At 38.1% G+C, this 21682-nt stretch carries 21 protein-coding genes; 5 read left to right on the top strand and 16 right to left on the bottom strand.

Translation table 11 applies throughout. The features are described from left to right. From JG735_RS00105 to JG735_RS00095, 3 genes are read right to left on the bottom strand one after another with little or no spacing between them, the layout of a single operon-like run. Positions 1-1599, bottom strand: coding sequence for a GMC oxidoreductase (locus JG735_RS00105; protein WP_201334852.1), 1599 nt, complete (start codon positions 1597-1599; stop codon positions 1-3). Then, entirely contained in the window at positions 1589-2074 is a 486-nt protein-coding gene (locus tag JG735_RS00100; RefSeq protein ID WP_201334851.1) for a gluconate 2-dehydrogenase subunit 3 family protein, read from the bottom strand. The genes JG735_RS00105 and JG735_RS00100 overlap by 11 nt, the downstream gene beginning before the upstream one ends. Before the next feature lie 13 nt (positions 2075-2087). Next, entirely contained in the window at positions 2088-2504 is a 417-nt protein-coding gene (locus JG735_RS00095; protein ID WP_201334850.1) for a hypothetical protein, read from the bottom strand. 103 nt (positions 2505-2607) lie between these two features. Between JG735_RS00095 and modA the strand changes: the two genes are divergently transcribed. The 4 genes from modA (at position 2608) to JG735_RS00075 (ending at position 5656) form a co-directional block, all read left to right on the top strand. Then, the gene (gene modA / locus JG735_RS00090; protein WP_236584033.1) at positions 2608-3438 is read left to right on the top strand and encodes a molybdate ABC transporter substrate-binding protein; all 831 of its coding nucleotides are present in this window, start codon (positions 2608-2610) and stop codon (positions 3436-3438) included. Continuing rightward, complete coding sequence (locus JG735_RS00085) at positions 3435-4202, top strand: ABC transporter permease (protein WP_236584032.1); 768 nt, start codon at positions 3435-3437, stop codon at positions 4200-4202. The genes modA and JG735_RS00085 overlap by 4 nt, the downstream gene beginning before the upstream one ends. After that, a complete protein-coding gene (locus JG735_RS00080) occupies positions 4199-5191 on the top strand; it encodes an ABC transporter ATP-binding protein (protein WP_201334847.1) in 993 nt (330 codons plus the stop codon). Before JG735_RS00085 ends, JG735_RS00080 begins: the two co-directional genes overlap by 4 nt. A 75-nt stretch (positions 5192-5266) precedes the next feature. Beyond that, positions 5267-5656 (top strand): hypothetical protein, encoded by a 390-nt coding sequence (locus JG735_RS00075; protein WP_201334846.1) that lies wholly within the window; start codon positions 5267-5269, stop codon positions 5654-5656. Between the two features lie 23 nt (positions 5657-5679). On the opposite strand, the gene JG735_RS00070 is transcribed toward JG735_RS00075, so the two are convergent. The 7 genes from JG735_RS00070 to JG735_RS00040 all read right to left on the bottom strand — a co-directional run bounded on the left by JG735_RS00070 (position 5680) and on the right by JG735_RS00040 (position 11886). Next, positions 5680-6501, bottom strand: coding sequence for a peroxiredoxin (locus tag JG735_RS00070; protein WP_201334845.1), 822 nt, complete (start codon positions 6499-6501; stop codon positions 5680-5682). A gap of 77 nt (positions 6502-6578) precedes the next feature. Then, complete coding sequence (locus tag JG735_RS00065) at positions 6579-8435, bottom strand: DUF505 domain-containing protein (RefSeq protein WP_201334844.1); 1857 nt, start codon at positions 8433-8435, stop codon at positions 6579-6581. Between the two features lie 105 nt (positions 8436-8540). Next, a complete protein-coding gene (locus tag JG735_RS00060) occupies positions 8541-9107 on the bottom strand; it encodes an HdeD family acid-resistance protein (protein ID WP_201334843.1) in 567 nt (188 codons plus the stop codon). Between the two features lie 9 nt (positions 9108-9116). Further along, positions 9117-9563, bottom strand: a complete 447-nt coding sequence (locus tag JG735_RS00055; protein WP_201334842.1) for a DUF1931 family protein — start codon at positions 9561-9563, stop codon at positions 9117-9119. A gap of 11 nt (positions 9564-9574) precedes the next feature. Then, complete coding sequence (locus JG735_RS00050) at positions 9575-10450, bottom strand: YfdX family protein (protein WP_201334841.1); 876 nt, start codon at positions 10448-10450, stop codon at positions 9575-9577. 60 nt (positions 10451-10510) lie between these two features. After that, positions 10511-11182, bottom strand: coding sequence for a Crp/Fnr family transcriptional regulator (locus tag JG735_RS00045; RefSeq protein ID WP_011979555.1), 672 nt, complete (start codon positions 11180-11182; stop codon positions 10511-10513). Further along, positions 11182-11886: a succinate dehydrogenase/fumarate reductase iron-sulfur subunit gene (locus JG735_RS00040; protein WP_201334840.1), complete on the bottom strand. Its 705-nt coding sequence runs from the start codon at positions 11884-11886 to the stop codon at positions 11182-11184. The genes JG735_RS00045 and JG735_RS00040 overlap by 1 nt, the downstream gene beginning before the upstream one ends. 79 nt (positions 11887-11965) lie before the next feature. Between JG735_RS00040 and JG735_RS00035 the strand changes: the two genes are divergently transcribed. Next, a complete protein-coding gene (locus JG735_RS00035) occupies positions 11966-13204 on the top strand; it encodes an APC family permease (protein WP_201334839.1) in 1239 nt (412 codons plus the stop codon). Here the strand turns inward: JG735_RS00035 and JG735_RS00030 are convergent. The 6 genes from JG735_RS00030 to dnaA all read right to left on the bottom strand — a co-directional run bounded on the left by JG735_RS00030 (position 13163) and on the right by dnaA (position 21545). After that, positions 13163-14767 (bottom strand): FAD-dependent oxidoreductase, encoded by a 1605-nt coding sequence (locus JG735_RS00030; protein ID WP_201334838.1) that lies wholly within the window; start codon positions 14765-14767, stop codon positions 13163-13165. The genes JG735_RS00035 and JG735_RS00030 overlap by 42 nt on opposite strands. Next, positions 14760-15155, bottom strand: a complete 396-nt coding sequence (gene queF, locus JG735_RS00025; RefSeq protein ID WP_201334837.1) for a preQ(1) synthase — start codon at positions 15153-15155, stop codon at positions 14760-14762. Before queF ends, JG735_RS00030 begins: the two co-directional genes overlap by 8 nt. Further along, positions 15142-16587: a GGDEF domain-containing protein gene (locus tag JG735_RS00020; RefSeq protein WP_201334836.1), complete on the bottom strand. Its 1446-nt coding sequence runs from the start codon at positions 16585-16587 to the stop codon at positions 15142-15144. Before JG735_RS00020 ends, queF begins: the two co-directional genes overlap by 14 nt. Continuing rightward, positions 16588-18912, bottom strand: coding sequence for a DNA topoisomerase (ATP-hydrolyzing) subunit B (gyrB, locus tag JG735_RS00015; protein ID WP_201334835.1), 2325 nt, complete (start codon positions 18910-18912; stop codon positions 16588-16590). A 65-nt stretch (positions 18913-18977) separates the two neighbouring features. Then, the gene (gene dnaN / locus JG735_RS00010; protein WP_201334834.1) at positions 18978-20042 is read right to left on the bottom strand and encodes a DNA polymerase III subunit beta; all 1065 of its coding nucleotides are present in this window, start codon (positions 20040-20042) and stop codon (positions 18978-18980) included. Between the two features lie 171 nt (positions 20043-20213). Then, on the bottom strand, positions 20214-21545 hold the full coding sequence (dnaA, locus tag JG735_RS00005) for a chromosomal replication initiator protein DnaA (RefSeq protein WP_201334833.1): 1332 nt from the start codon (positions 21543-21545) through the stop codon (positions 20214-20216). Between the last annotated feature and the right edge of the window lie 137 nt (positions 21546-21682).

The raw sequence follows: 21682 nt of genomic DNA, 5'->3' as shown, positions 1-21682 counted from the left end.
TTAGTTTATGCTCTTTCGTAATTGCTTTTTGACATTCTCAGCCACTCGAAAGGCGTTTGCATAAATGGTCCAGGTATAAGGAATGCTTCCGCCAGTTGGCATAAAAGAAGCATCACTGATGTAGAGGTTCTCTAGATCCCATGATCTGCAAGTCGGATCGAGAACAGAATGTCTAGGATCATTTCCAAATCGGCATCCACCTGCCACCAGGTTGGTGGGTGGATCATCGCTCAAAAAGTAGTAGAGCGATGTTGCACCCATTTTTTTCAGTACTTCTATCCCTTTTTTTCCTAAAAAGTTTGCAACTTCTCTGTTTCTTGGATGGGCATCCAGATAGATAGCTGCAACGTTGATCCCCCATCTATCTTTCAAACCCGGTTCTATGCCAATTTGGCAACGATCGGTAGGTAGCCAGTCATTGAACACTTCAAACTGTATTACCCGCTCATTGTTGATCTTCTCCAATCGTTTCGCCAACTGCGCACCCCAAAGAGGCTTGTTGCCATTCCACATTCTATTTTGCGCCTGCATGATGATATTGCTATGTTCAAACAGAAAATCGATCACTCCTCCCTTTTGCCGCCGATTACCCTTCTCATACACATACCACTCTTTCAAGTTTCTATTCAAAAAGAGAGCTCTATTTTGAAGTTCTGTAAAGAGATCTTCATGCATCATCTCTTTTTTCATCACTCCTCCGCCAACCCCACCTGCACTGAAAATGAGGTTTTTCCCAAGGTGGGATGAGCTGTTGGCAAGGCCATCTGGAAAGTATCTATTTTTTGAATTGAAAAGCAGTCTAACCGTCTCAATAGGTGAAAGCGCCAAAACGAAGATTGAGGCATGAATTTTATGTGATTTTCTCTTTTGATCAAAATAGTACAGCGTATGCACTCTTTTTGCATCGCTATCAAGCTTATACGCAAAAGAGTTATCTAAAATCTTCACATCTTGCAGCATAGCCTCTCGTGAACTAGATTTTGCACCGCTGCTGCAGCCATAACTTCCACAAAATCCCGAATAGACGCAGCTGTTTCTATCTCCTTTAGGTAAAGAGAGAATAGCCCTGGGAGTTTTCACGGGACAAATCTCTAACTTTCTACATGCTTCATCAAACCATTGTGCAGCGATATTCTCTTTCAAAGGAGGATAGGGCAGTCCCTCTCCACTGACTCCTACAACATGAGCAACTTTATCATAATAAGGTTTCAAATCCTCATATGCTATGGGCCAATCCTCGATATTTGCTCCCTCTAAGGCACCAAATTCCGTTTTTAACCGAAAATCGATAGGCTGCATCTTGTGAAAATATCCACTCATAAAATTGGTAGCACCTCCCACAAGGCTTCCGTTATTGAAACTCCATCCACACTCTTTGCCAACATAACGCTTACCATTTTGATAGATGACATGAAACTCTTCATCGATATTGCTTCGGTATATCCCTCTTCGAAGCGCGATCTCATCTTTACTGAAATCTTCTCTTTTGATATATGGACCTTTTTCTACTACCACCACATCAAATCCAGCTTGCTGTAAAACATAGGCTATGGGAGCTCCTCCGGCACCACTGCCTACAATGCACACATCAACTTCCACGATATATCCTCTTTGGTCTTGGAAATCCTGGTGTAAAACCGACTCTTTCCCATCCCATCCCTTTAGGATTTATGCCATAGATCGGATCACCCAGTGTTGCTTCCAGAAGTAAAGTTGTGTAATGAGTTATCATCTCTTTGCCCCAGTCATGCTCAAGGAGCTCTTCGAGTAGGTATTGTTGCTCATTCTTTGCAAGGGCATCAAAACTTTTTCTCTTTTTTTCTATAGAAAATGTATTGAGCCAAAGAAGAGATTTTTTCAAAAATTTTCGTTTTTGATTATTTAATGTAGGATGTGTAAAAATAAAATAGATGATATAGTTATGTGCAGCGTCTTGTAGTTGTTTGTCAGAATATGGAATGAGAATTTCAACAAGCGCTTGAAGTATCTTTTTTTGATCCGAAGCCAATAGTGTTGAGACTGGAACAAAAAAAGAGGCGCCACAGAGTATTAAAAAGGCTCTTCTTTTTTCCATCGATCTTTTTAATCTATTTTTTATCGCATATAGGACACTTCATCATTTTTTGATCTTTCATCTGCATAGACTCTTGTTTCATTTGCTTCATACGTGCTTTACACTCTTTCATCATCTTTTTCATCTTTTCCATACATTCACATTTTGCCATCATCATTTTTTTCATAGGCATATTCATACTTTGTGGTTTCATATTCATCATACCATCACCACATTTATTCATATTTTTCGTACTATTTTTTTCTTGCATCTTCTGCATCATTCCAGAATTACACTTATGCATTCCATTTTTATTCATCATCTCATTTTTATCCATCATTTTGCTTTCACTCTTTGGCATCATTCCAGAGCCACACTTCATTTCGCTCGCTTGCAAACCCATCATTCCTATCAAAGCCATTGCAGCTACAAATATCGTCACTCGTCTCATAACATCTCCTTTGGTTTTATTCCCAATACTATACGAAATAGAGTGTGCAATTTTCGTGTAAACATAGTACATGCTATAATTTTTGAAAAAAGAGGGAGGGGATGTGAAAAAGATAGTTCTTCTTTTCGCTTTTCTAACCGCTCTTTTAGCAAAAGAGCAGCTTTTGATCTTTGCAGGAAGTGCTAGTAAACCTGCAACTGAGGAAGCTGCCAAAGCCTTCGAGAAAAAAACGGGAGTGCATATAGATATCATCTTTGGCGGCAGCGGTTTTGTTCTGTCTCAAATGCAGCTTACAAAGCAAGGAGATCTCTACTTTCCTGGCAGTTCAGACTATATGGAGATAGCTAAAAAAAAGGGACTTGTGAATCCCAAAAGCGAAAAAATCGTAGTCTATTTGGTCTCAGCTATCAATGTGCAAAAAGGAAATCCCAAACATATTCACTCTCTCAAAGATCTGACAAAACCTGGCATTAAAGTAGCCATTGCTAACCCACAGGGAGTCTGTGTTGGAGCATACGCCATTGAGATATTAGAAAAAAACTTTACTCCAGAGCAAAAAAAGCAGTTTCGAAACAATCTTGTAGGCTATACTGGCTCTTGCGCTAAAACAGCAAATGCTATTGCACTCAAACAGGCTGATGCGGTGATTGGATGGAGAGTGTTTCACTACTGGAACCCTAAAAAAATCGAAACAATCCCTTTAAAACCCAGTGAAATTGTCCGTATAGGTTATATCCCTATTGCCATTTCCAAATATAGCCGCCATCCAAAACTAGCCCAAAAGTTTATCGACTTTCTAACTTCGCAAGAAGGGCAAAAGATTTTTGCAAAATACCACTATTTTGCAACCATCAAGCAAGCACAGCAATATATCGGTGCAAAAAAACCGGTAGGAGGCAAATACAAAGTACCTCAGGAGTGGATGCAGCGGTGAGACATATATCAGTCAGTTTTGCCATTTTTCTACTTTTTGTATATGGTGGTTTAATTGCTTCGATTTTCTATTTTTTCAGTCCTGCCGATTTTATGGAATACCTCCATTCTGACAGGATTCTTTTTGCCATTAAAACCTCTTTAGCAGCAGCAACACTCGCTACACTCTTGGCTCTTCTTATTGCAATACCGGCAGGTTTTGCTCTTTCTCGTCACAAATTTTTTGGGAAAAACATAACAGATACTATCCTTGAGTTCCCTATGGTTGTCTCTCCTGCAGCCCTTGGAGCCATTGTACTTATCTTTTTCAATAATCCTTTAGGGGAGTGGATACAAAATAATCTTATAACATTTATTTTTAGTTTCAGTGGCATTGTTCTGGCTCAATTTTTAACTGTCGTTGGCGTTGCGACCCGCTTTGCAAAAGCGGCGTTTGACGAGGTGGATACAGAGTTTGAAAATACGGCAAATACTCTTGGAGCAAACCCTTTGTATACCTTTTTTACTATCACTTTACCTTTGGCAAAAAGAGGACTAATTGCAGGAATGATTCTTAGCTGGGCAAAAGCACTTGGTGAGTTTGGAGCTACCCTCACAATTGCAGGAACGATGCCTTTTCGTACGGAGACACTGCCCATTTCTATCTATCTGCATCTTGAAATGGCAGATATCAAAGGTACAGTGACAATCATTCTGATACTTCTATCCTTTGGTCTTGGAGCACTCTTTCTTACAAGAATGCTCCTACAAAGGTTGCAAAGGTGATCGCTCTTCACAATATACATGCAACGATGGGCTCATTCACTCTCGAAGGGATTAATCTTTCAGTGCCTACTTCTTCCCATGCTCTTCTTGGTCCATCTGGAGCCGGGAAAAGCACCCTTTTGAAATTGATTCTCGGGCTAATTCATCCTCAATCTGGAAAAATCTATTTTGATCAAAAAGATATCACTGCACTCAAACCCTATGAAAGAAATTTTGGTTATGTTCCACAGCATTTGGCCCTTTTCCCCCATATGAATGTACATGAAAACATCCTGTATGGCATTAAAGCACAAAAAAAAGATGTCGATAAAAAGTTTCTCGATGAGTTGCTCACTTTGAGCCGTCTTGAACCACTGCTTCATCGATATCCATCCACCTTAAGCGGAGGGGAACGTCAAAGGGTGGCCCTTCTTAGAGCCCTCGCTATTCAACCAAAACTTCTTGTATTGGATGAACCATTTAGTGCTTTGGATATAACATTGAAGCAAGAGCTTTGGATGTTTTTGAAAAGGGTGCAAAAAGAGTTTTCTATTCCTACTCTTTTTATAACACACGATTTGGACGAAGCCTATTTTTTGGCCGATTCCGTCTCTGTGATGATCAATGGGAAAATTGAACAAACAGGTACAAAAGAGGAGGTTTTTTCTCATCCGAAAACAGTTTCTGTCGCAAAATATCTTGGATATAAAAATATCTTCAAAGCCTATACGAAAGATGGGGTTCTTTACATCCCTTCGTTGCAAACATCCTTTCAAACCAATATACGATGCGAAAAAGAGTGTGATATCCTCATTGTACCCGAAAAGATCTTGTTGCAACCTTCTTCAAAAAACTCCCTTCATGGATCAATAGAGTGGCTACAGTTCAAAGAGCATTTTCTTGGCATTTTTAAAACAGAAAATGGCGCATATGTATATATCAAAAGCAAAGAAAAAATCGATACCAACTCTATATCCGTTCCACCTTCCGCATTTATCAAACTGCATTAATTATAATTTTTATTTAAATTAAAAAATATCTTTTTGCGCTATATTTATTATAGTTTTTTATTTTTAGGATCTATCATGAACGATCGGGTCATCAGCGCTACACATGGATTTAAATCAGCGACGGGAAGTGATACTCATCTTTTTGTTTTTATTCTCATATTAGCCGGTATCTTATTTATTGTCATTGGAGGAACTCTTTTTTTCTCCCAAAAAGAGAGAAGAGAGAAGTTCAAACGTTTCTTTCAACGGCTTCAAAAAGCACGTGTAACCCATTCTGATGGGAAAAAACTATTTCATTATATGGATAAAAAATTTCATGGTCACCACTTTCTCTTTTTCAAAGAGGAAAAAATTGCCAAAAAGGCAACCAAAGCAACGGGAGTCAAAGGAGAATTTAGCGTATTTTTTCCTGAGCTAAATCAAAAAATTAAAAAGGATACGAAAAAAGGATATATGAAAAAATAGCATCAGGCCAAAGGGCCTGAGAATTATTTCGACTCTTTATAGCAGAACCACCAATCGTAGCAACTATACTCTTCGGTTCGTTTCTTCGCTGTTTCACAATCAGTAGCAGGCGGGATGATAACCTTATCGCCAATGAGTTCATTTTCCGGCCAGTTAGCAGGTGTTGCAACACCTTCGGCATCACTTTTTTGAAGTGCTTTAACAGCCCGTACAATTTCAGGAATGTTTCGACCAATCTCTTGTGGATAGTAAAGAATTGTTCTCACAATACCTTCAGGATCGATGATAAAGACTGCTCGAACAGTGTTGGTTCCTTTATTTGGATGGATCATGCCAATTTTTGCTGCCAATGTATCTGTTGCAGCTATAATTGGAAATTCGATTTCTACATCAAGTCTTTCCTTAATCCACTCAACCCATTTAATATGGCTAAATACTTGGTCAATTGACAAACCAATAAGCTGCGCACCAATTGCGTCGAAATCTTTTTTATGCTTTTGAAAACTGACAAATTCAGTTGTACATACTGGTGTAAAGTCTGCAGGGTGACTAAACAGTACTGTCCATTTTCCTTTCAAATCATCTGGTAAACTCATTGGTCCATGTGTTGTTTGGACATTGATTGATGGAAACTTGTCTCCAAGTAATGGCATTCCCATGCTCCCCTCCTTCTTATTTATATTTACTTTTTGTAAAATCTCATCGATTACCTCATCCAAAGAGCGCTTTTCTGCTTTTGCTTTTTCTTTGAGTTCATCGATACTCTCACTTACAAGGTTCATCACCTTTTTGACAACATCCACTTGAGAATCCAATATCTCTTGCAGCTTTTCATTGAATCCCATATTTTCCTCCTTTATGGGATATTTGTAATAATAGTTTACATCTTTTTACTTAATTTTTCTGCGACTTTTGTTGCATTTTAGCCGTTGAGGATTTCAACGGCTTCAAGCATCTTTAGACCTGCTTCATTGACGCTGTTTTTGCCTAAAAATTTTGCTTCTCTTGCAGCCACATAAGCCTTTTCAAAACTCTCTTTACTCAGACCACTTCGATTAATCGCCTCTTTGATATTTTCTGGCATTATACGTACCTTTTGCTCTTTCACATACATGCTTCCAGTCTCAGCAATCGCTTTGACAACCCGGTAAATTGTAGGATTGACAGGGGCCCCAAATCCTTCAGGTACTCCACTCAACGCCTCATCCATCATTTTTCCATACTCAGTCTCAATGATATGTCCGTCAGGCAAGATTTCGATAAATCCTTTTGCTTCGAGTTTATCAATGGCTTCTTTTCGATGCAAATACTCATCTTCATGTAAAGTCTTATCTAAAATATCTTCACAAGATACGCCATGGTCCGGAATCATTTTAAAAATATCCATCTCATATCGACTCATGAAAGGAAGTTTTTCGCTATTTGCAAGCTCTTCATACAATAAGCCCGAACTACTTGGCTCGTAAGTCCCAAGAATTCTCTCTTTTCTTGCTTCTTCTACCCACTCTCTGTTTGGTGAGCTAAAGATTTTATTGGAGATTGTTAAAGTTTTCACACTCCAAGAGTGGATACTTCGCTCATCGCTTTGATCTTCAATCACTCTTTGACCGTTTTCACTCACATAATAAACCGCTCTTCCTTTGCTATCGACTCCTTCAGTAATGAGTCCAAAACCTTCTAGATTGTAAAGATATTCTCTTAAATCAAAATTTTCTTCAAACCATTTCACCATATCTTTGGCTTCACCAAATTTTTTGGCAATCTCTTGCTTTTTCTTTGGCATCTCATCAAGTCGTCTGCCATACTTTTCAAGAATTTTTTTGTATTCTCTTACTTTTCTATCCACTAGCTCTTTTTTGATCTCATCAAAGTTTGCTGTCTCTTCAGGATTGGAAGTGTACTTCTCTTTCCAGATACGATCGATAGTCTTGAGTGTTTCAACTTCTTCTTTTTCAATTGCAAAAGAGCGGAGTGGTTTTTCTGTTTTGTCTTTAAAGATTCGATAGACCTCTAATGCTTTTTCTCCAGCTTTTGTCAATGTATCCACATCGCTTACATATCCCAACGCTTCAAGCTGAAGGAGTGTATCCACATCCACATCTTCTCCATCGGCTACCAAAGCGATTGACTCCAAAATAGAAAGATCCAAAACACTTCCCTCATTTGCCCATCCGCCAAGCGTTAACGTCTCTTTGACAGCCTGTCCAAGCTCAGTAAAGGTAAAGAAGTCTCCATGAGGCACTGAATATGCAATAAGTCTCATCGCTTCAAGCAAATCTTTACTGTTTCCTTCAATTGGCAAATAGTGTGCATCTGTTGGTCCCATTGGAGATTTTCTGATATACTCAGCCAACTTCGCATCAATAACAAGTTCTGGCTCAGTGATAGAGTAGGCGTTAAATAGATCAAGTGCTGCTTGCGTGAGCTCTCCATTTTTTGCAAATCCTCTTTTTTCAAGCTCCTCATTACTAACTTTTGTTGTTTTGTTTTTGCCTTTGATTGCAGCATCGATCATTGCTATCACTTCAGAGCTAACCCATTTGAAGCTCTCTTTCCACGCATCTATCTTTTCTATCTCATTTTCCACATCTGCCAATATTTGAGCTATGATCGAACCGCTATATGTAAGCTCTATTTTTGCAGGAATTGGAAATCGAACAAGACCAGAAAGATTGAGCTCTTCCACAGCCTCTTGATTCAACTTTTCTACATTGATTATTTTATCATCACTCCTATGAAGAGCTAACAATATTTTAGCTGCCTCTTTTTTTATAACCATACTATTCTCCTTTGGATTTTTTATAAAGTTTATTGGGAATATCGTACATTTTCAGCAACAAATGTAGCAAAACAGTGAAAGGGGCAAACCCCTTTCCAATGAAGATTAAGAGTTGTCGTCTTCCAGTTTTTTGATTTGGGAGCTCATCGTAAGAAGAATGATTCCATCAAAGAAAAGGCTGATTCCAACAAAAAGACCCACTAAAAACAGTGAACTAAACGGCCAACCGATTAAAAAGATCACGCCTATAACAATTGACAAAATTCCATTAAGCAAAATAAGCCACCAATACTTATTCTCTCCCTTCATCTGTCCAGACAAAGCAAAAGAGGCAAAACCATCCATAAAAAAGTAGATGGCCAAAATGATTCCAAGTGCTGCAACTCCAGGAAGTGGAAAGAAAATAACGAGTGCTCCTGTTAAAAAGTAAATAAAGGCTTTAAGCCATCCAAGCCAGTCCTTTTTATCTGTCTGCCATGTATGATATCCAATGGTAATCCCACTGAATATAAATAAAAAAGCAACGAAATAGGCTGTCGTCAAACTCATGATAGCGGGAAAGAAAATTCCCACTAATCCTAAAAGCAGAAAGATCACTCCAGCAATTTTGGAGTGCTTTTCAAAATTTTTCAGTAGCTCTTTGTTATCGAGCATATTTTGATAACCAACCATAACAGCCTCCTATAATGTCAAATCCATGACACCTTTTGCTTTTTCAATAAGCTCATGTGTCACTGTTCTGTTTTCTTCATCCAGTTTTTTCATGATTCTTGCCAAAACAAGTGTCAAACCACCTACAATCTCAGGAAGGCTCTTTTCAAGCTCCGCTTCCAACTCCAAAAGAGGAGGATAGGTTGCAAGACGCTCCAAAATATCTTTCAGCTCTATCTCTTGTTCCAGTTTTTTAAACTCATTGATCGTCTCTTCCAAGCCTTTTGTTATAGGAAGATCATATTTCCATATAACATCTCTATTATTGTATTTTGCCGCTTTTTGTCCCATTAAAAGCAAATCATACAGTTTTTGCTCCACAATATCTGTTACCTCTTTTGCATGTCCCTTTTTGATATCTAGACTCGCACCTCTTCGAAACAGTTCCTCTAAATGATGAAATCCTACTACTGCCATGGTTTTCTCCTTTATTTATTGATTTTTTTCACAGCTTTTTCTTTAAACTCTTTGAGTTTTTCCAAGAGTTCTTCAAACAGCTTCTCAGCTTTGTTTTTTCCTTTCACCTCTTTTTCTACTTTTGCGATCATATCCTCCAACATCTTGTATGTTGTATCAGAATCGCTTGTGTATCCAAGAGCTTCGGCTTTTTTCAAATCCCTTTTTGCCTCATCAAGCATTTCAAGCGCTTTTTTCTTATCTTTTTTCGCTACATCTTTCGCCACTTCCACTAAATGAATCGCTTGTAAAAGTGGAATAGGTGTGACAACATCCACCTCAACAAATGTTGCGAGTGCTTGATTGAGCACATTTTTTGCTTCATTGATTCTGTTTTCATGCAAAAATTTAGCAGCTAATTTCAATGCCGCTGGATAGGAAGCTAATGGAAGATTGACAACTTTTAACACAATTTCGCTTCGTAACGTATCGAGAATCGCTCGTGCTTCTTGGATTTTATTTTGCGCTAACAACGCCTTTGCACTAATAATCGCAGTTTTGATATCTTGCAGGGTCCCTGGAAAATCGACAACTTCGATTGCACTGTCGATTGGAATAAGTGCCGGAGCGTTGGGAGCACTCAGTACTACTTCAAGCTTTCCAATCGCATCTTCAAGATCTTTGATAGCCTTGTCTTTATTTCCTTTTTCCAGCTCTGCGAGTACTTTATTGGTCAATGCAACTGCATCAACAGCCTCTTGTACTATTTTGAGCTCTTTTTGCTCTTTTTTGACTTCTGTTTTTGCTTGCGCGACAGCTTTGTTTGATTCAGCTTTACTTGCAACAGAAGCAAAAGCACCACTGACTAACAGTGAAGCAGCTGCAAAACTCACGAAGAGTTTTTTCATTTCAACCTCCTTTATATTTTTGGTTGAAATGATTTTAATACGATTATAGAAAATTATCTGCTACTTCAGTTGCAATCGATCAATCAGTTTTGCAATGTTGTTGAGCTTGATTTTCTTTCTCTCCACTTCCAAACTGCCATCTTTCTTTAACTCTTGTATATGCCTATTCACTACATGGCGCACAGTTCCTATCAAAGAAGCCAACTCTTCGTGAGGAAGATCGTGGATGAGTTTGAGTTTCGCAGTGGATGGATCGAAATTTTTTAGAAGAAGTTTGATAAACCTGGATGAGGTATCCAAAAGGCTTAAATCTGTAGCAAGTTCTTCAAGATTTCGCATCTCGTTGGCAACATAGCGGAAAAAAAGTTTCCGAAAATCCTTGTTACTATCGATCCACTCTCGCACTTTATCGATTGGAATACGAAGGGCTTTGGTGTCTTCATACGCTTGGGTGACAACTTCATGAGGTTTGTCATCCATCAAAACAACCACATCAAACATATCACCACGGCTTAAAATCTTGATTGTCTGTTCTTTAGAAGTTTCAAAATTGAACTGATACACCTTTATACGACCTTCTATGATAAAATAGAAATAACGCATCGTATCATCACTATTCATTGCCGGCATGTTTTTATAAAATTCAACGATTTTGCCGTATCGATTGATATCGTCGATAATGAAATTTGGAACTGCGGAAAAAAGTTCTATATTGTAAGCGTTTCTATCCATCAAAACTCCAATCCAAAACTTCCAAAAGATCCCATAGTGGGATTGGTATAGCCAAACTTGGCAGCCCAGCTTTGCAGCATCAAAATATCATTTTTCGGATCAATCCCCTGTGGACAGACTATCGTACAGTTACCACAAAGTGTACAGTCCCAGATTCCGTTTTGCACCACTGCATCGATATGCTCTTTTTTTGCCTCTTCTCTTGCATCCACAACGTATCGATATGCCCTTGTCAAGGCAAAAGGACCCAAAAAGGAGTCATTGGTCTCATAGACAGGACAACTACTATAACAGCTTTGGCACAAAATGCAATCACTTTGTCTCTCAATCTTTTCTATTTCACGCTCATCGATCTCTTTTTGTTGCATTGCAAGAGGATAGGCTTTTGCGGATATAAGTCTTTTCAGAGGTTTTTCCATATCTGTTACTAGATCTCGAATAACGTCACTATTTTTGAGTGGCTCAACAAAATCACCATCATTTGGCTTATATTCGCATGCAAGCACCTCTTTCCCGTTCACTCGTACTGCACAACTGCCACACACTCCGCTTCGACACATACAAGAAAACGTAAGCGTTCTGTCTTTCTCTTTTTTTATGTATTCCAAACTCTCCAGAAGTGTCAAATCTTTTGGAATTTCATACTCCATATCGATTGATGGTGGCTCGAATTGTGGATGATATCTTTGTACCTTTATCTTCATACAGACTTCTTTTCTCGTTATTATGCAATGATATAAATAATTATAGTGCAAATTGATTACAATTATATTAAGAAAATAGATGGAGAGAAAAATGGGCGAACCTTCTTTAAAACGTGCAGTTACACTTCCTTATCTCATCTTTTATGGGGCTGGGAACATTATAGGTGCCGGAATATATGTTCTTATTGGTAAAATTGCCCAAATCAGTGGCTATTATGCACCTTTTTCATTTATACTTGCTTGTTTTGCAGTTCTATTTACGGCACTTTGCTACGCAGAACTTGCGGCCCGTTATCCTTATGCATCCGCAGAAGCGTATTATCTGGAGCGGGCATTTTCTTTACCAAAAATTTCCACTGTTGTGGGTTTCATTATCATCATAACAGGCATTCTTTCCTCTTCTGCCATAATCAGTGGATTTTATGGGTATCTTAAACCGTTACACGATATTGGAGAATTTACAACAGAATTTTTGATACTACTTTTTTTAACTGGCATTGCGATATGGGGTATCAAAGAGTCTGTAATGTTGACTACACTTTTTACCCTTATCGAAATTTTTGGTCTTTTATTGATTATTTTTTACGGTTTTGTATCGATAGATATAGAAAACATAGATTTTAAGCGCTACATTCCGCCTCTAGATTTTGATGTTTGGATTCATATTGCACTAGGAAGTTTTTTAGCATTTTATGCATTTATCGGTTTTGAGGATATTGTCAAACTCTCTGAAGAGGCGGTAGATGTCCAAAAAACTATACCAAGAGCGATTATTATTACTCTTATTCTTGTAACACTCCTCTATATTCTTGTCGCTTTTATAAGTGTTACCACATTGGATCCCCAATCTCTTGGAGAAAGTGATGCTCCATTGGATGAAGTATTCAAAAAACTTACGGGAGATAAATATCACATTCTAAGTATTATTGCACTCTTTGCTATTGTGAATGGAGTACTTGTACAGATCATTATGGTCTCAAGAATGCTCTACGGATTAGCAAAACAAAAAGCATTGCCAAGGTTTCTAGCAACTATACATCCATATACACGTACACCTATATACGCAACGATCATCACAGGACTACTCATACTTCTTTTTGCCTATTTTATAGATCTTGTAAAACTTGCAGAGCTTACCAGCTATGGCATCTTTATCGTTTTTATACTTATTAACATAACACTCATTAAAATCAAGAAAAAAGAGCCAAACTTTTCTGGATTTCAAATTTCTCTATTTATACCTTATATTGCTATTTTTATTAATGCAACACTACTGTTACTTAAACTCTTTTGGGATCTTTTGAAAATCGGCACATAAAACGCCATCTTCTTTCCAAATAATTGTATGGGCCAAAAACTTCCCATCATCTCTATTTGGATAATCTTTTCGATAATGGGCGCCTCGACTCTCACATCTTTGGATGGCTCCGACCAAAACAGCTTCGCTGAGTTCCACAATATTTCCATACTCCAAAAATCGAATAAGTTCTGTGTTGTAAAGCGGGCTTTTATCTTTGATGCCCATAAAGGCAAGCTCTCTTTGATGCTGACGAATGACAGATAAAACTCCCTTTAAAGGCAACTCTTCCCTCACTATCCCACAATTATGATACATGATCTTACTGAGCATCTCCTGGCGTTCAAAAAAATCTATCTGGTTTGGAAGAGCAAAAACTGCTTGTATAAAGTTTTGATCAATTTTTGTCCGTTCATACTCTTTTTCCTCTACGTTGTTTTGCACCGATGCAGCATTTTTTCCTGCCAATCGGCCAAGAACAATAATCTCCAGTAACGAGTTTCCGCCAAGTCTATTGGCTCCATGGAGTTTTGCATTACTGCATTCTCCAACAGCAAAAAGATTTTTAATCGATGTTTGAAGATTTCCATCCACATCAATTCCACCCATTGTATAGTGTGCAGCCGGTTTGATAGGGATTGGCTCTTTAACAGGATCAACACCTTCATAAATGATAGCCAACTTTCTTTCTTGAGGAAGATTTTTTTCAATAAACTCTTCTCCCAAATGACGAATATCCAAAAAAACCTCATTTCCTTTTTCGATCTCTTCATAGATAGCACGGGAAAGTTTGTCTCTTGTGGTCAGTTCATCAGTAAAACGCTCGCCATGTTGGTTAATCAGTTTTCCTCCAGCACCACGTGCAGCTTCACTGATTAAAATGGAGCTTTTTTTCAAGGCAGTGGGATGAAACTGAATAAATTCAAGATCACTCAGTTTTGCACCAGCTCGCATCGCAGCCGCTACACCCTCGCCATAGGATCCAACGCCGTTCGTGCTAAAGTTTTCATAAATCTTGGCATATCCACCAGTTGCCAAAATAACCGATTTTGCCAAAATCTGTTTTACCCGGGAGGTTTTAATATCCAAAAAAGTGGCACCCTTACAGACACCATCCTCTTCAATGATATTGAGCAAAAAGTGTTCATGTAAAAATGAAATACCAGCTTTCAATGCATTGTCATAAAGTGTATGTACAATCTTGAGGCCAGTATAATCTTGTGCATAGCACGCTCGTGGATACCGGGCGCCACCAAGTTTTCGCTGTGCTATTGCTGTACCATCTCTATCAAAAGGCATTCCTATAGAATCGAGCCAATGAATAATTTTAGAAGCTTCAATGCATACATACTCCACCACATTTGGATCGGCTAGTCCCTCGGAAGAAGAAAGGGTATCTTCAATGTGCGATTCAACGGAATCTGGCGCACGTAAAGCTGCGTTAATCCCTCCTTGGGCCATGGATGTCTGTGCCTGAGTTGGAAGATTTTTGGTTACAACCAATACCTCTTTTCCAAGCTCTTTTGCCATTAGAGCAGCACTAAGACCAGCTCCACCACTGCCTATTACCAAAATATCAACCATTTTTGACCTTCTCAATCTCTTCACTGTCGATTTCAATGATAGTATGGACATTGCCCCTTGGATTGAAATCGGCTACAAGACGCATATATTTTGGCTTCAGTTTATTATAGAGAGTATCGAAAATCTCGTTTGTGCTATCTTCATGGGAGATATAGCGATCCCGAAAAGAGTTGATATAGAGCTTGAGAGCTTTAAGCTCTACCACATATCCGTCCGGAATATATTCCAGATGCATCGTGGCATAATCAGGATACCCGCTTCTTGGACAAAGACAGCTAAATTCTGGCAGCGTAATTTTTATCCTATACGGTTTATCATGTTTATTGGGCCATACTTCCAAATCTTTTTGAGGATCAAACTCTTTTATCTCTTTCTCACCATATCGCATGTTTTTCTCCTATAAACTCTTTCAATATTTTATATTCCATCAATGGAGCGACTGCATATCCTTGAATATAGTCTACTCCGAGAAGTTCAACTTTTTGAGCAATCTCTTTTTTATCAATAAACGGCAAAACAGTTTGTACATCAAGCACATGCAACATATCGATCCAATATGTAAGAATTGTTCGATGCCTTTGTTCATCTAGTTTTTTTGTATACATCTTATCAAAAAAAACAAAATCTATTGCTATGTTTTGAAGGTATTCCATAGAAGTTCCCGAAGTACCGAAATGATTGAAAGCGAGGAAAAAATTTCTCTTTTTATACCATTGAACAATCTTTTTGGAAAAATAGGTATCTTTATACAAAGATGTTTCATGAAATTGGATAACAAACTCACAGGTACTCTTTTGTTGCAATCTTTCAAAAAGCTTGAAAAACTCGAAAGCAAATCGCTTGTTACGAAGAGAAAAAGGTGAGATAGGAAAACAAAAAAAGAGATGTTGCGAAGGGGAATCATTGGAAATTGTTTCTAGCAACTTTTCTGTAAGTACAAGATCAAACCGATTTTCAAGGCCAAGCCTGTTGATGATGGGATAAAATTGGCTTGGATGGATAATGGATCCGTTTTCATCTTTGAGTTTTATGATCGTTTGTATAAGATCATACCGTTTTGTATGACAATTGAATGCCGGTTGAAAAAGCAGTTCCAACTTTTTTTGATCAATTGCTCTTTTGATCTGCTGCTCAAGTTTTAAAATATCTTTTCTCTTTTTTAAGTGTCGCTCTCTCTTTTCTCCGATACAGTTGTTTTGACAATAGTAGATATCCTCATATAGTCCATCTACAATCTGTTTAAAAGTGAGGTGGTCTTTTTGTATATAACTTCCAAGGAGTTTGATTTGAATATTGTCTAAAAACATATTATCACAAGAGTCCAGAAACTCTTTTACATTGGTTTCAATATTCTCGCTGTTTGGTACAACCAGTAAAAAATCGCCGGCTTTGATACGTCCTATCGGTATCTCTTTGTAATATTTGGAAAAAAACGAATCTAAAAGATACGCAAATTTGCGAAGAATTGTATCTCCGTTCTCGATCCCATACCGCTCGTTGATCTCTTTGATATTATCAATAGAAATCAAAACGATATAGCTCTTTTCATCACTCTTTTCAACAAGTTTTTTTATATAGTTTCTGTTAAAAGTCTGAGAGATATCATCAACTATTTTTTCTCTGATTTGGGAAAAAAGCATTAAAAAGATATAGTAGACAGCTGCTATGGTCCCCAAAAAGATGATGAAAAGATCGTACCATACAGAACGTTTTTCAAAAACAACAACAAAAAAAAGAAGTCCAAAAAGAAAGAGGATAGGGAATGCTACACGAATAGAAAAGAGAAGCTTTTTCTTTCTATCCTCTTTTTGTGCATACACTTATACATCCAGATGCTTCACGTCTTTTGCGTGCTCTTCGATATATTTTTTTCTTGGCTCCACCTCATCACCCATAAAGAGACTAAAAACGTCACTGGCATGCTCTGCATTCTCTACAGTAACTCGAAGAAGCCTTCTATTCTCAGGATCCATCGTCGTTTCCCAAAGCTGTTCTGGATTCATCTCTCCAAGACCTTTATAGCGCTGAATATAGGCTCCCTTTTTGGCATTTCTTTCAACTTTTTCCAAAATCTCCATCAAATCTTTCTCTTTCAGCTCTTCAGGAACTCTATCTTCGATTTTTTCAAAAATATAGACACCCTCTACAAAATAGGGATTTGTAAAGAGTTCATCATCGATAACAATCTCTTCAAGTCCATCTTCTGTTTGCACATACAGATGAATCTTTTCTTCATCAACATGCTTATTGAGTATGTTATAGTTTTTTTGTTCTAAAAACGTTTCAATTTTTTGATAAAGTTCACTGTTATCCAATGCTGCCAAATCTCGATTTTCGATGAGGTAACGAACCACTTCGATCAAAGAGTAGCGTTTTTCTAAGTCTTTGAGTACCATTCTATAGTGCGCTACCAGTTTTAAAAAGTCTATAAGATCATACCTTCCGATGTTTACTTCACTGAGTAAGACATCGACACCGTTTTCGATCAAAAACTGATTGAGCTCCGTATCATCCTTGAGATAGACCTCTTTTTTACCCTTTTTATATCGATACAACGGAGGCTGGGCCATATAGAGATACCCTTTTTCTACAATAGGGTACAAAAACCTAAAAAAGAATGTAAGAAGCAGTGTTTGGATATGGCTTCCATCGACATCGGCATCAGTCATAATAATGATCTTGTGGTATCTCAGTTTATTTTCGTCAAACTCTTCTCCGATACCACATCCAAGAGCTGTGATGATATTTTTGATCTCTTCAGATTTTAATATCTTGTCAAGCCTCGCTTTTTCCACATTTAAGATCTTTCCCTTTAGAGGCAAAATAGCTTGGAAAACGCGGTCTCGCCCCTGTTTTGCACTTCCTCCCGCACTGTCACCCTCAACCAAAAAGAGTTCACTTATAGTTGGATCTTTACTTTGGCAATCTGCCAGTTTTCCTGGCAGTGTCCCCACACTCATACTATCTTTTCTACGAACCAGCTCTCTGGCTTTTTTGGCAGCTTCTCTTCCTCTTGCAGCCGCCAACGCTTTGTTCATGATGGCTTTGGCATCGAGAGGATTTTCCTCAAAATATTTGGTCAGTTTTTCATAGGTGAGTTTTTGTGTAATAGGCCGTACATAGGAAGAACCGAGTTTTCCTTTTGTCTGTCCTTCAAACTGCGGCTCAGGAACTTTGACTGAAATGACGGCTACCAGACCCTCTCGTACATCTTCACCGGTAATTTTGACATTTTTCTCTTTTGCATTAGCATTTTGTGCGATATAGTTGGAAATGGCTCTGGTAAGACCCGCCCGAAAACCGCTCTCATGGGTTCCGCCTTCGGGAGTTCGGATGTTGTTGACAAAACTAAAAACTTTTTCGTCAAATCCACTATTGTACAATAGAGCGATATCCACCTCTACATCATCCACTTTGTCGTGAAAATAGATGGTTTTTGTCAGTGCCTCTTTTGTATTGAGATCTTCGACAAACTGCCTCAAACCGCCTTCAAAATGGTATACCTCTTTTGTATTGACTCTTTCATCTTTGAAAGTGATAGTGATATTTGGATTGAGATAGGCAAGCTCTTTAAATCGTCTGGAAAGAATGTCAAATTTGAACTCAGTTGTTTCAAAAATCTCCTCATCTGGCCAAAACTCGATGGTTGTCCCTGTCTGTCTCGTTTCACCGATAGCTACCAGATCGGTAATTGGAACACCTCTTTCAAACTCTTGACGCCATATCTTCCCATCTCGTTTGATGGTCATAATAAGCTTTTTCGATAAAGCGTTCACAACACTGACACCCACACCGTGCAAACCGCCGCTTACTTTGTAGGCACTGTCGCCTCCAAATTTCCCACCGGCATGCAAAACGGTCAAAACAACAGTAGCGGCTGGAATCTTTTCTGTTGGATGGATATCAACCGGGATGCCCCGTCCGTTGTCGCTAATACGGGCACTTCCCTCTTTGGTCAAAGTAATGTCGATTTTGTTGCAGTATCCCGCCATCGCTTCATCAATGGCGTTGTCTACCACTTCGTAAATAAGATGGTGAAGTCCCTTGACACTGGTATCTCCAATATACATACCAGGTCGTTTTCGAACAGCTTCAAGACCTTTTAAAACCTTGATTTTTTCAGCACCATATTGCTGTTTTTCCATTATACCTCTCCGGATTTTGGGGCTTTTCGCCCCTTATAAATTATTCTATTATATCTTTTTTTCGTTTAAATTACGATTGGCATGACGATAGTGATGAAGTTGTTTTCTTTGAGTTCAAATGGAAGATCGCTGTCGTTGATACCCATAATAAATTGGTCTGAATCGATATGGGCAAGAAAATCGAGGATATATTTGCTATTGACGGCCATGACGAATTTTTCTTCAAAAGGTGTAGCTACTTCGATCTCTGTTTGTGCTTCGATATTTTCTTCACTTAAACTTCTAAAGATGATACGATCTTTTAAAAATGTGAGTTTGAGTTCGTTGGAAATGATGGTAATCTGTTTGATTGCTTCTATCATACTCTCTTTTGGGAGGGTCATTTCATAGTTGAGAGATTTTGGAATGATGCGTTCGTAGTCTGGAAATTTCCCATTGATCAATTTTGTAAAGAAAAGATAGTTTTCGTTTTTGATGATAAGATAGGTTTCATCATAAAACATACTGATATCATCTAAAAAGAGCTTTTGAATCTCGTTGATTGCTTTTTTGGGAATGATAAGATTGAAAGCTTTTTCCATAGATTGTTCGAGTGTCACTAAAGCGAGTCTTCTTGTATCGGTGGCGACAAAATTGATTTTGTCTTCTTTGATATCGATAAGAGCACCATTAAGTTCAAATTTTGGGTTGTTTGTATCTATAGCCGGGGCAATCTTTTTGAGTGAAGCTATAAATTCTCCACCTTTGATATCGATTTTTGGCAGATTGTCGATATCGGGAAATTTTGGAAAGGACTCGGCATCAAACATTGGCAGCTTAAACCGGGAATGTCCTTGCGAGATATGCAGTGTATTCTCTTTTGTTTCTAATGTTATGAGATCCTCTTTGAGTATTCGTATGATATCAAGCAGTTTTTTACCGTTTGCAGTGGCAAGTCCCGGTTTGATACAGGTAAAATCTTCCAGTGATGTTTTGAGTCCCGTTTCGTAGTCGGTTGCTTTTAGGATGAGTTGTTCATTTGCTTCTATGTAAACATGAGAGGTGATTTGACTGATGTCTTTTTTTTCCAGGAAAGGTTGCAATTGGGTAAGAACTTGTTCGAAGAGGGATTTACGGATCTCGATTTTCATACTTTTCTCCAATTTTAGGATTTTTTAATATTTTATATTTTGTTATGTTAAATTTTCCTTTTATTTTTTAAAATTCTTTAGAATCAGTAGTATTGCGGTGTGTTTTTGTGAAAAACGAAAGACAACAACAGTGTGAAGGGATTTTTTTCTGTTTTTGCTTTTTTGATTTCATCACATTTTTTCACTGTTGCTGCTTCTTATTTTATGGGCAAGTTCATCGATTTTTAGTTTGAAATTGGCATCTTTTTCGATCATCTCTTTGACCTTTTTCATAGCATGGCTGACCGAGGTATGGTCTTTCATGCCAAAAAATTGTGCGAGTGCTGGCATAGAGTTTGGTGTGAGAGTCCGTGCAAGATAGATGACGATGCGTCTAGCATTAACGATTTGGCGGCTTCTGGATTTACTTTTGATTTCGCTTGGTTTAATGTTGAGATCACTTGCTACTGCATCTACGATGTCTTTGAGCGTAATATTTTTTTGCTGCTCTTTTTTCAGTTCCCCTAAAACATTTTTTGCCAAATCCAGAGTAATTTTTTGGTTTACAAGTGACGAGTAGGCATTGAGTTTAATGATGACACCTTCGATCTCTCGGATATTGCTATCCATATGTGAGGCGATATAGTTTATGATTTCATCGTCAAGATTGATTCCGTCAAGTTCACATTTTTTCTTAATAATGGCGATTTTTGTTTCAAGTTCTGGGGGCTGAATGTCGGCAATGAGACCCCATTCAAATCGGCTTTTAAGTCTATCTTCAAGACCTGCGATTTTTTTGGGGTGCTGATCGCTGGTCAAAACGATCTGTTTTTTGTCGTTATGCAGTTCGTTGAAAGTGTGGAAAAACTCCTCTTGCGTTCGCTCTTTTCCACTTAAAAACTGCACATCGTCAATAAGCAGGATATCACATTGTCGATATTTTTCGCGAAATCGCTCGATCGTTTTGTTGCGAAGATGATAGGTGAAATCGTTCATAAATTGCTCAATAGTAGCATAGATGACCACTTTTTCTTTTTTTATATTGAAATTTCCAATGGCGTGCAAAAGGTGGGTTTTGCCAAGTCCGACACCTCCATAAATAAAAAGCGGATTGTATGCTTTTCCGGGTTTTTCTGCAACACTAAGAGCAGCGGTATAGGCAAACTGGTTGGAACTTCCTACAACAAAATTTTCAAAAGTATAGGTAGGATTGATTTTTGTGCTTGTAGTGGATGGTGTATGCTCTTTTACTTCTTGCGTTGTTACTTTTTTTGTTGCTGTTTTTTGGTTGGATGTGACGATTTCAACACTGGTTTCGATGCCAGTTTGCAGTTCAAAAAGTTGTGCAATTTTTTCTTTATATTTGGTTTTTACCCAATTGGCGACAAAAAGATTTGGTGCTTTGTAGACTGCAATATCCGCTTTGGAAGCATCTTCATCGAAAGATAACTGTTTGATATATCTTTCATACTCTATTTTTGGTATCTCTTCTTTGAGCATTTGGAGGACTTTGTCGCCAAGCATTGCTATCCTTTGTGAATATGTGAAAAATGAATATGTGAATTATTTGAAATTGTAACGAAAAAATTCGCTTTTTTGGCTAAAATATGGGCATATTGACTATGTGAATAGATGTGAAAATTATGTGAAAATAGTTTTTT

The sequence above is a fragment of the Nitratiruptor sp. YY08-10 genome (assembly GCF_016629565.1).
In the GTDB taxonomy this organism is placed as follows: Bacteria; Campylobacterota; Campylobacteria; order Campylobacterales; family Nitratiruptoraceae; genus Nitratiruptor.
Note: the sequence above shows the minus strand (reverse complement) of the source record. Positions and strands in the feature narration are given on the sequence as shown.